Here is an 11,818-nt window from a genome sequence, read left to right as displayed (position 1 = left end):
TGCGACGTTCACCTTCACTGCGACCTATACGCCGACGCAAGGTGACCTAGATGCGGGGCGGGTAGCGAATACCGCGACTGCCACCGGCACGAATCCCGACGGCGATCCGATCGGTAGCCCTCCGGATACGGTCGTGACCTTACCGCAGCCGCCCAGCCTTCGGCTTCAAAAGACCGGTATGTTTACCGACACCGACGGAAATGGGTACGCTAGTGTCGGCGACACGATGACCTACACCTTCGCCGTCACCAATGACGGCGGCCAGACGGTCACGAATGTTTGGCCTGTTGATGCCGGACCAACCTTCAACAAGAGACCTGCTGCAGGTTTCTTATCTCGGTTTACGCCGGAGCCGGTCACTTTGGCTCCGAACCAGGTCCAGGAGTTCAACGCGACTTACACTCTGACGCAGCAGGATATCGAGAATGCAGCGGGTGTCTCCGACGGTGTTGCCAACACGGCGACGGCAACCGGTTTAAGCGGTAGCGGCCAGGTCACCTCCGATGACTCAACCTCGGCCATTACCTTGCCGGCGGCGGAACCTAGCGATATCACGGTGACGAAGGTCGCTAATCTGCGGTTTATCCGTCGTGGCGAGCAGGCGCCCTTCACCATCCGGGTAACCAACAACTACGGCGCGCGGGCGACCGGGATTACGGTCGTTGACACGATGCCATCCGGCTTCCGCTTCGTAGAGGGCTCCGCGATGATCGGCGAGGTCAAGGTGACGCCGCAGATCGTCGGCCGGCAGATCCGCTTCCCCGATATCACGGTTGACGGCCGCTCCGAGGTCGAGATCCGGCTGAGGCTGCTTGCGCTCAGCACGGCCGGACCTGGCGAGCATGTGAACCTCGCGCATGCTGAGGATCAATCCGGCCGGCGGATCACCGGCCAGGCGCGCGCTGTGGTCGAGATCATCGTTGAGCCGGTCTTCGACTGCGGCGACATCGTCGGCAAGGTCTTCGACGACAAGAACCGGAACGGTTACCAGGACAAGGGTGAGCCGGGGCTGCCGGGTGTGCGGGTCGCCACCGTTAAGGGATGGCTGATTACCACCGACAAGTATGGGCGCTTCCACGTGGCCTGCGCCGATCTGCCGGATGCCAGGGTCGGGACGAACTTCATCATGAAGCTCGACACCCGCACCCTGCCGACGGGCTATCGCCTGACGACGGAAAACCCGCGGGTCGTGCGGCTCACCGCAGGCAAGATGACGGAGCTGAACTTCGGCGCCTCAATCGGCCGTGTGGTTCGGCTCGGCCTTGCCGATGAAGCCTTCGTGCCGGGCGAAGTGGAGCTCGCTGAGCGCTGGGCTGAAGGCCTCGACCAACTGATCGAGGTGCTGGCCCAGGAGCAGTCGGTTCTGAGGCTCACCTATCTCGACATGGGCGGCGATCCGGAGCTGGTCGAGGCGCGTGTAAAAGGCATCAAGGAACTGATCGCTGAGAGGTGGCGGCAACGCAAACGATCCTACCCCCTGGAGATTGAGACGCGTGTGGAGGCGGGACGATGAAGAGCGTTGTAACGAGCACCGAGCGTGGCCGGGAATCTAACCTGCGTATGATACTGCTTGCGAGTACGGCGTTCATGGGCCTTGCGGCAGCACTGCCGGCGACAGCCCAGGAGGCGGGTCAGCAAGCAGCAGGCAAGGGCGGCAGGATTGCCACCGATAGCGCCGTTCGCTCCCTGCCGATCGGCGCCAATACCGAAGCGGAGACACCGGCCGACCAGCCGGCCATCCCCTTCATGATCAGCGTGGATGGGGAGACGGTCGACAAGAGCGCCGAACTGGAGGAGGGCTATAGTTCGGCTACCAAGGCTGGCCAGCCGGCGCTCAAGGCTGACCGGGTGGGCGAGGCAAAGTTGGCGATCCGTCCGGTCGACCAGCAGCGTCAGACGGATATCGATCTGTCGGCCGTCGACATCCAGGTAAAGTTCGACGGGCTGGAAGCCAGCACGCTGCTCAATGTCTCGACCGTTCCGGTCAAGCGCACCTTCAAGGCAGGCGAGGAGGTCCGTTTCCTGGCCACCTCCAACTATCCTGCCTTCATCGAGCGCTCCGAGATCCGGATCTACGACCGCAGGCGCCGCGACGACAACAAGCCGGTCGCGGTGGTGCCGGTCGCCATCAATGGCGAAGCAGGCTGGGTCATGCCGGCGGCCGAAGATGCCGATTTTGCCTATGTGCTGCGCGTCTATGACCCCGAAGGTCGTTTTGACGAGACACTGCCTTTGACGATCGCCCGCACCAGCCGCGACCTGAAGCCCGATCAGCAAGGGGACAAGGCCGTGGCGCCTGGCATGGGCGAGGATCGCACGGCAATCAAGAATATCCCGGTTAGCGGCGGGGCGGTGACCGTCTATGGCCGCAACGTGCCGCCCGGCCACAATGTCCAGGTGTTCGGGGAAGCCATTCCGACCGACCCCAACCAGGCCTTCGTGGTGCAGCGCATCTTGCCGCCCGGCGACCATGCGGTCGACGTGGCGGTCAAGGGTGAACCGAAGACCGGCGGGCTTTCCTTCAGCCGTGACGTCAACATCCCCGACAATGACTGGTTCTACGTGGCGCTTGCCGACCTGACCATCGGCAAGCGCAGGGGTGATGCCCGCATCGAAGAGGTACGCCCCGGGGAATATGACGATGTCTATACTAAGGGACGGCTCGCCTTCTACCTCAAGGGCAAGATCAAGGGCAAATATCTGCTGACGGCGGCCGGCGACACCGGCGAGGACGACATTAACGAGCTCTTCCGCAACCTCGACGGCCAGGATCCGCGCCAGATCCTGCGCCGGCTCGATCCCGACGACTACTATCCCGTCTATGGGGACGATTCCACCTTCGTGGAGGATGCGCCCACCAAGGGCAAGTTCTATGTGCGCCTGGAGCGCGGCGACAGCCATGTGATGTGGGGCAATTACAAGACCCAGATCACCGGCACGGATTTCCTGCCGTCAGACCGCGCGCTTTACGGCGCATCCGGTGTCTATCGCTCGCAGGATACGACCTCGTTCGGCGAACGCCGCACCGAGGTGACGGCCTATGCAGCCCAGCCCGATACCCTTCCCCAGCGCGAGGAATTCCTCGGCACGGGCGGCTCCGCCTACTTCCTGAAGCGGCAAGACATTGTCGAAGGATCCGAGACGGTGCGGGTCGAAATCCGCGATCCTGTAACCGGCCGTGTGATCGAGCGGCGGGTCCTAACTTACGGTGAAGACTACTCCTTCGATTACATGCAAGGGGTCATCATCCTGCGCCGGCCAGTGTCTTCGATGACTGGGACGAGCGATCCCGTACGCAACAGCGCGCTCGGCGGCGGCAGGTTTTACCTGACGGTGCAGTACGAGTTCGAGCCGGTGGCAAGCGACGTGGACGGCTATGTCTATGGCGGTCGTGCCCAGCACTGGATCAATGACAAGGTCCGCGTCGGGGTCACCGGCATGGACGACTCGACGGAAATGGCAGAACAGAAGGCCTATGGTGCGGACATAACGGTCCGGCATTCCGAGAATACCTGGCTCAAGGCGGAGGTCGCTCATTCAAAAGGGAGGGGCTTTGATCTCTCCCAATCCTCCGACGGGGGGCTGACCTGGGGCCCCAACGAGCCGAGGTACTATGGCGATCCAAACGATGACCGGGGTGCTGCCTGGCGCGTCGAAGGCCAGGCCGATCTGGAAGATATCGGAACAACCCTGAAAGGCAAAGTGGGCGGCTACTACGAGGAAAAGCAGGCGGGCTTCTCGACGCTTTTCGATGACGTGACCGTCGACCAGCGCATCTGGGGTGCGCATGCCGATGTCGACCTGACCGGCAAGAGCGGCCTGAAGCTCACCTATGACGACTTCAGCGACGATCGCGGTCAAATCCGCCGCGATGGGTCCGGCAGCATCACCCATCAGTTCGACGAATACTGGAAGCTGTCTTTCGGTGCCACGTATACCGAATTGATGTCGCCGCTCGCCATCAACGCCGGAAAGTCCGGCTATGACGGCTCGCGTATGGATGCCGGCATAAGATTGGACTACCGCATAGACGATGACAGCTCAGTCTATGCCTTTGGTCAGGGGACGCTCTCGCGTTCCGGCGATATCCACCGCAACGACAGGGCAGGGGTGGGCGCCAAACACCAGCTCACCGATACGATCGGGCTGGAGGGGGAGATCTCCTACGGTACCCATGGCGTCGGTGGACTGGCCGGCCTCACCTATGATCCTAACGCCAACAGCCAATATTATCTCGGATACAAGCTCGATCCCGACCGCGCCTTCGATCTGCACGACACCCGCGACCTCTTCGGCGACGATAAGGGCACCGTCGTGCTCGGCATGCGCCGCAAGATGAGCGAATTGCTCTCGGCCTATAGCGAGAGCAATTACGACATGTTCGGGACGCGCAACTCGCTGACCCAGACCTATGGTTTGGTCTATACCCCGGACGACCTGTGGACGCTCGATGGCGGTCTGGAAGTCGGACAGGTGCGTGACGATACTATTAATCCGGGAACCGACACGCAGTATGAGGACTTCGACCGTTACGCCCCGTCGCTAGCCCTCGGTTACAAGGACGAGGAGCGGGGCATCAACGCCCGGCTGCGTAGCGAGGTCCGCATCGAGCGCTCCGACAACCACACGCGCGACCAGAACACCTACCTTTTGACGGGCGGTGTCGCCTGGAAAACCGATCCGGACTGGCGGTTCATCACCCACTTCGATGCGGTGCTCTCCGACAGCCGGGGCAAGGAGACGTATTTTGCCAACACCGATTATGTGGAAGCTTCCGTCGGCTATGCCTACAGGCCGGTGGACAACGATCGTCTGAACGCCCTGTTCAAATACACCTGGCTCTATGATCTGCCGGGCAACAACCAGACCATTAGCGGGGCGACAGGTGATCAATTCGCGCCCGCTCAGCGCAGCCATATCCTGTCAATCGATGCAAACTACGACCTGACGCCATGGCTGACGATCGGCGGCAAGTACGGCGTGCGCCTCGGCGAGGTGCGCTATCGCACAAATGATGGCGCCGGCAAGAGCTTCGAGGACGATTGGCAGAAATCCACCGCCCATCTCGGCATCATCCGCGCCGACCTGCATATCATCAAAAGCTGGGACTTCCTTCTCGAAGGGCGTGTTATGCATATGCCCGAGGCAGAAACGACCGATTATGGGGCACTTGCCGCCATCTACCGCCATGTCGGCAACAACTTCAAAGTCGGCCTCGGCTACAACTTCGGTCGCTTCTCCGACGATTTGCGGGACCTCACCCTCGACGACGAGGGCGTATTCCTCAACGTCGTCGGGAAGTTCTGACCACGAATGTGAGGCACCATGCCCGATTGCTTTGCACCTTGATGCTCCAGCCGCCTACGATGATGGGCAGAGCAACTAACGTTTCGGTGCCCAGCAGTGGTCCGTATCAGCAGGCGTTGCCTTACAGGCTTGGTGGCGGCCCTTTCGCACCATAGCGGCGGACGCCCTAACAGCGATGCGACAATGTTCGATTTGCGCAAAGCTGCCGAAGCATCCGCCTTGAAGGGATCTGAACCTTCGGCCGGTTACAGCTATCTGCTTGGGCAAATATTTAGCTTCTCAAAGTGCTTAGCATGTTTCCGTTGTCAAACGACATCGGGAAGTGGGCCGGGGGCGACACGTAAAACCGGGCCCCCTTTCATAGTGCAGCGTTAGCGGTATCAAGCGGCGGAGTGGCCTTCTGCAGAAGGCCACTCCGCCGCTTGATACCGCTAACGCTGCACTATGAAAGGGGGCCCGGTTTTACGTGTCGCCCCCGGCCCACTTCCCGATGTCGTTTGACAACGGAAACATGCTAAGCACTTTGAGAAGCTAAATATTTGCCCAAGCAGATAGCTGTAACCGGCCGAAGGTTCAGATCCCTTCAAGGCGGATGCTTCGGCAGCTTTGCGCAAATCGAACATTGTCGCATCGCTGTTAGGGCGTCCGCCGCTATGGTGCGAAAGGGCCGCCACCAAGCCTGTAAGGCAACGCCTGCTGATACGGACCACTGCTGGGCACCGAAACGTTAGTTGCTCTGCCCATCATCGTAGGCGGCTGGAGCATCAAGGTGCAAAGCAATCGGGCATGGTGCCTCACATTCGTGGTCAGAACTTCCCGACGACGTTGAGGAATACGCCCTCGTCGTCGAGGGTGAGGTCCCGCAAATCGTCGGAGAAGCGACCGAAGTTGTAGCCGAGGCCGACTTTGAAGTTGTTGCCGACATGGCGGTAGATGGCGGCAAGTGCCCCATAATCGGTCGTTTCTGCCTCGGGCATATGCATAACACGCCCTTCGAGAAGGAAGTCCCAGCTTTTGATGATATGCAGGTCGGCGCGGATGATGCCGAGATGGGCGGTGGATTTCTGCCAATCGTCCTCGAAGCTCTTGCCGGCGCCATCATTTGTGCGATAGCGCACCTCGCCGAGGCGCACGCCGTACTTGCCGCCGATCGTCAGCCATGGCGTCAGGTCGTAGTTTGCATCGATTGACAGGATATGGCTGCGCTGAGCGGGCGCGAATTGATCACCTGTCGCCCCGCTAATGGTCTGGTTGTTGCCCGGCAGATCATAGAGCCAGGTGTATTTGAACAGGGCGTTCAGACGATCGTTGTCCACCGGCCTGTAGGCATAGCCGACGGAAGCTTCCACATAATCGGTGTTGGCAAAATACGTCTCCTTGCCCCGGCTGTCGGAGAGCACCGCATCGAAGTGGGTGATGAACCGCCAGTCCGGATCGGTTTTCCAGGCGACACCGCCCGTCAAAAGGTAGGTGTTCTGGTCGCGCGTGTGGTTGTCGGAGCGCTCGATGCGGACCTCGCTACGCAGCCGGGCGTTGATGCCCCGCTCCTCGTCCTTGTAACCGAGGGCTAGCGACGGGGCGTAACGGTCGAAGTCCTCATACTGCGTGTCGGTTCCCGGATTAATAGTATCGTCACGCACCTGTCCGACTTCCAGACCGCCATCGAGCGTCCACAGGTCGTCCGGGGTATAGACCAAACCATAGGTCTGGGTCAGCGAGTTGCGCGTCCCGAACATGTCGTAATTGCTCTCGCTATAGGCCGAGAGCAATTCGCTCATCTTGCGGCGCATGCCGAGCACGACGGTGCCCTTATCGTCGCCGAAGAGGTCGCGGGTGTCGTGCAGATCGAAGGCGCGGTCGGGATCGAGCTTGTATCCGAGATAATATTGGCTGTTGGCGTTAGGATCATAGGTGAGGCCGGCCAGTCCACCGACGCCATGGGTACCGTAGGAGATCTCCCCCTCCAGCCCGATCGTATCGGTGAGCTGGTGTTTGGCGCCCACCCCTGCCCTGTCGTTGCGGTGGATATCGCCGGAACGCGAGAGCGTCCCCTGACCAAAGGCATAGACTGAGCTGTCATCGTCTATGCGGTAGTCCAATCTTATGCCGGCATCCATACGCGAGCCGTCATAGCCGGACTTTCCGGCGTTGATGGCGAGCGGCGACATCAATTCGGTATACGTGGCACCGAAAGACAGCTTCCAGTATTCGTCGAACTGATGGGTGATGCTGCCGGACCCATCGCGGCGGATTTGACCGCGATCGTCGCTGAAGTCGTCATAGGTGAGCTTCAGGCCGCTCTTGCCGGTCAGGTCGACATCGGCATGCGCACCCCAGATGCGCTGGTCGACGGTCACGTCATCGAAAAGCGTCGAGAAGCCCGCCTGCTTTTCCTCGTAGTAGCCGCCCACTTTGCCTTTCAGGGTTGTTCCGATATCTTCCAGATCGGCCTGGCCTTCGACGCGCCAGGCAGCACCCCGGTCATCGTTTGGATCGCCATAGTACCTCGGCTCGTTGGGGCCCCAGGTCAGCCCCCCGTCGGAGGATTGGGAGAGATCAAAGCCCCTCCCTTTTGAATGAGCGACCTCCGCCTTGAGCCAGGTATTCTCGGAATGCCGGACCGTTATGTCCGCACCATAGGCCTTCTGTTCTGCCATTTCCGTCGAGTCGTCCATGCCGGTGACCCCGACGCGGACCTTGTCATTGATCCAGTGCTGGGCACGACCGCCATAGACATAGCCGTCCACGTCGCTTGCCACCGGCTCGAACTCGTACTGCACCGTCAGGTAAAACCTGCCGCCGCCGAGCGCGCTGTTGCGTACGGGATCGCTCGTCCCAGTCATCGAAGACACTGGCCGGCGCAGGATGATGACCCCTTGCATGTAATCGAAGGAGTAGTCTTCACCGTAAGTTAGGACCCGCCGCTCGATCACACGGCCGGTTACAGGATCGCGGATTTCGACCCGCACCGTCTCGGATCCTTCGACAATGTCTTGCCGCTTCAGGAAGTAGGCGGAGCCGCCCGTGCCGAGGAATTCCTCGCGCTGGGGAAGGGTATCGGGCTGGGCTGCATAGGCCGTCACCTCGGTGCGGCGTTCGCCGAACGAGGTCGTATCCTGCGAGCGATAGACACCGGATGCGCCGTAAAGCGCGCGGTCTGACGGCAGGAAATCCGTGCCGGTGATCTGGGTCTTGTAATTGCCCCACATCACATGGCTGTCGCCGCGCTCCAGGCGCACATAGAACTTGCCCTTGGTGGGCGCATCCTCCACGAAGGTGGAATCGTCCCCATAGACGGGATAGTAGTCGTCGGGATCGAGCCGGCGCAGGATCTGGCGCGGATCCTGGCCGTCGAGGTTGCGGAAGAGCTCGTTAATGTCGTCCTCGCCGGTGTCGCCGGCCGCCGTCAGCAGATATTTGCCCTTGATCTTGCCCTTGAGGTAGAAGGCGAGCCGTCCCTTAGTATAGACATCGTCATATTCCCCGGGGCGTACCTCTTCGATGCGGGCATCACCCCTGCGCTTGCCGATGGTCAGGTCGGCAAGCGCCACGTAGAACCAGTCATTGTCGGGGATGTTGACGTCACGGCTGAAGGAAAGCCCGCCGGTCTTCGGTTCACCCTTGACCGCCACGTCGACCGCATGGTCGCCGGGCGGCAAGATGCGCTGCACCACGAAGGCCTGGTTGGGGTCGGTCGGAATGGCTTCCCCGAACACCTGGACATTGTGGCCGGGCGGCACGTTGCGGCCATAGACGGTCACCGCCCCGCCGCTAACCGGGATATTCTTGATTGCCGTGCGATCCTCGCCCATGCCAGGCGCCACGGCCTTGTCCCCTTGCTGATCGGGCTTCAGGTCGCGGCTGGTGCGGGCGATCGTCAAAGGCAGTGTCTCGTCAAAACGACCTTCGGGGTCATAGACGCGCAGCACATAGGCAAAATCGGCATCTTCGGCCGCCGGCATGACCCAGCCTGCTTCGCCATTGATGGCGACCGGCACCACCGCGACCGGCTTGTTGTCGTCGCGGCGCCTGCGGTCGTAGATCCGGATCTCGGAGCGCTCGATGAAGGCAGGATAGTTGGAGGTGGCCAGGAAACGGACCTCCTCGCCTGCCTTGAAGGTGCGCTTGACCGGAACGGTCGAGACATTGAGCAGCGTGCTGGCTTCCAGCCCGTCGAACTTTACCTGGATGTCGACGGCCGACAGATCGATATCCGTCTGACGCTGCTGGTCGACCGGACGGATCGCCAACTTTGCCTCGCCCACCCGGTCAGCCTTGAGCGCCGGCTGGCCAGCCTTGGTAGCCGAACTATAGCCCTCCTCCAGTTCGGCGCTCTTGTCGACCGTCTCCCCATCCACGCTGATCATGAAGGGGATGGCCGGCTGGTCGGCCGGTGTCTCCGCTTCGGTATTGGCGCCGATCGGCAGGGAGCGAACGGCGCTATCGGTGGCAATCCTGCCGCCCTTGCCTGCTGCTTGCTGACCCGCCTCCTGGGCTGTCGCCGGCAGTGCTGCCGCAAGGCCCATGAACGCCGTACTCGCAAGCAGTATCATACGCAGGTTAGATTCCCGGCCACGCTCGGTGCTCGTTACAACGCTCTTCATCGTCCCGCCTCCACACGCGTCTCAATCTCCAGGGGGTAGGATCGTTTGCGTTGCCGCCACCTCTCAGCGATCAGTTCCTTGATGCCTTTTACACGCGCCTCGACCAGCTCCGGATCGCCGCCCATGTCGAGATAGGTGAGCCTCAGAACCGACTGCTCCTGGGCCAGCACCTCGATCAGTTGGTCGAGGCCTTCAGCCCAGCGCTCAGCGAGCTCCACTTCGCCCGGCACGAAGGCTTCATCGGCAAGGCCGAGCCGAACCACACGGCCGATTGAGGCGCCGAAGTTCAGCTCCGTCATCTTGCCTGCGGTGAGCCGCACGACCCGCGGGTTTTCCGTCGTCAGGCGATAGCCCGTCGGCAGGGTGCGGGTGTCGAGCTTCATGATGAAGTTCGTCCCGACCCTGGCATCCGGCAGATCGGCGCAGGCCACGTGGAAGCGCCCATACTTGTCGGTGGTAATCAGCCATCCCTTAACGGTGGCGACCCGCACACCCGGCAGCCCCGGCTCACCCTTGTCCTGGTAACCGTTCCGGTTCTTGTCGTCGAAGACCTTGCCGACGATGTCGCCGCAGTCGAAGACCGGCTCAACGATGATCTCGACCACAGCGCGCGCCTGGCCGGTGATCCGCCGGCCGGATTGATCCTCAGCATGCGCGAGGTTCACATGCTCGCCAGGTCCGGCCGTGCTGAGCGCAAGCAGCCTCAGCCGGATCTCGACCTCGGAGCGGCCGTCAACCGTGATATCGGGGAAGCGGATCTGCCGGCCGACGATCTGCGGCGTCACCTTGACCTCGCCGATCATCGCGGAGCCCTCTACGAAGCGGAAGCCGGATGGCATCGTGTCAACGACCGTAATCCCGGTCGCCCGCGCGCCGTAGTTGTTGGTTACCCGGATGGTGAAGGGCGCCTGCTCGCCACGACGGATAAACCGCAGATTAGCGACCTTCGTCACCGTGATATCGCTAGGTTCCGCCGCCGGCAAGGTAATGGCCGAGGTTGAGTCATCGGAGGTGACCTGGCCGCTACCGCTTAAACCGGTTGCCGTCGCCGTGTTGGCAACACCGTCGGAGACACCCGCTGCATTCTCGATATCCTGCTGCGTCAGAGTGTAAGTCGCGTTGAACTCCTGGACCTGGTTCGGAGCCAAAGTGACCGGCTCCGGCGTAAACCGAGATAAGAAACCTGCAGCAGGTCTCTTGTTGAAGGTTGGTCCGGCATCAACAGGCCAAACATTCGTGACCGTCTGGCCGCCGTCATTGGTGACGGCGAAGGTGTAGGTCATCGTGTCGCCGACACTAGCGTACCCATTTCCGTCGGTGTCGGTAAACATACCGGTCTTTTGAAGCCGAAGGCTGGGCGGCTGCGGTAAGGTCACGACCGTATCCGGAGGGCTACCGATCGGATCGCCGTCGGGATTCGTGCCGGTGGCAGTCGCGGTATTCGCTACCCGCCCCGCATCTAGGTCACCTTGCGTCGGCGTATAGGTCGCAGTGAAGGTGAACGTCGCACCCGGCGCCAGCGTCTGCGGGCCCTGGTCGAGCGCAACCCCGGCGCCGGTGAGCAGCGGATCGTTGACCGTCACGCCCGTCAGCGTCACCGCTCCGGTGTTCTCCACCAGGAAAGAATAGCTGATCGTCTCGCCGAGATCGATAAGTCCATCACCGTCGAGATCGTTCAGCGTCCCCGTCTTTTCGATGGTAAGTCCGGACGTGGTATCAGGCGGAACGGTCACCTCATCGGGCGGACTCGTAATCGAGGGCCCTGTAGGCGGCGTGCCGGTGCCGGTCGCCGTGTTGGTGACCGAGCCGGCGTCGATGTCGTCCTGGTCGGGCGTATAGGTCGCAGTGAAGGTGAACGTCGCACCCGGCGCCAGCGTCTGCGGGCCCTGGTCGAGCGCAACCCCGGC

The 11,818-nt window shown here is 61.6% G+C and carries 4 protein-coding genes; 2 read left to right on the top strand and 2 right to left on the bottom strand.

The genetic code is table 11. The annotated features are described in order from the left end of the window. Window positions 1-1,513, top strand: a 1,513-nt coding sequence (locus MUU54_RS19735) for a CLIPPER-2 domain-containing protein (protein WP_446676984.1), incomplete at its 5' end; no start/stop codon positions are given. Beyond that, entirely contained in the window at window positions 1,510-5,307 is a 3,798-nt protein-coding gene (locus tag MUU54_RS19730; protein ID WP_247245716.1) for a TonB-dependent receptor, read from the top strand. The genes MUU54_RS19735 and MUU54_RS19730, both read left to right, overlap by 4 nt. A gap of 806 nt (window positions 5,308-6,113) precedes the next feature. Here MUU54_RS19730 and MUU54_RS19725 read toward each other — a convergent pair. Beyond that, on the bottom strand, window positions 6,114-9,911 hold the full coding sequence (locus MUU54_RS19725) for a TonB-dependent receptor (RefSeq protein WP_247245716.1): 3,798 nt from the start codon (window positions 9,909-9,911) through the stop codon (window positions 6,114-6,116). Then, a partial coding sequence (locus MUU54_RS19720; RefSeq protein ID WP_247245715.1) for a CLIPPER-2 domain-containing protein occupies window positions 9,908-11,818 on the bottom strand: 1,911 nt, incomplete at its 5' end. The genes MUU54_RS19720 and MUU54_RS19725, both read right to left, overlap by 4 nt.

It is taken from the genome of Pseudorhizobium tarimense, assembly GCF_022968135.1.
Lineage (GTDB): Bacteria > Pseudomonadota > Alphaproteobacteria > Rhizobiales > Rhizobiaceae > Neorhizobium > Neorhizobium tarimense.
This window is presented reverse-complemented; position numbering and strand designations above follow the sequence as displayed.

Coding starts and splice junctions, on each gene's coding strand:
- MUU54_RS19730 (WP_247245716.1), top strand. CDS start 1,510: ATGAAGAGCGTTGTAACGAGCACCGAGCGTGGCCGGGAATCTAACCTG.
- MUU54_RS19725 (WP_247245716.1), bottom strand. CDS start 9,911: ATGAAGAGCGTTGTAACGAGCACCGAGCGTGGCCGGGAATCTAACCTG.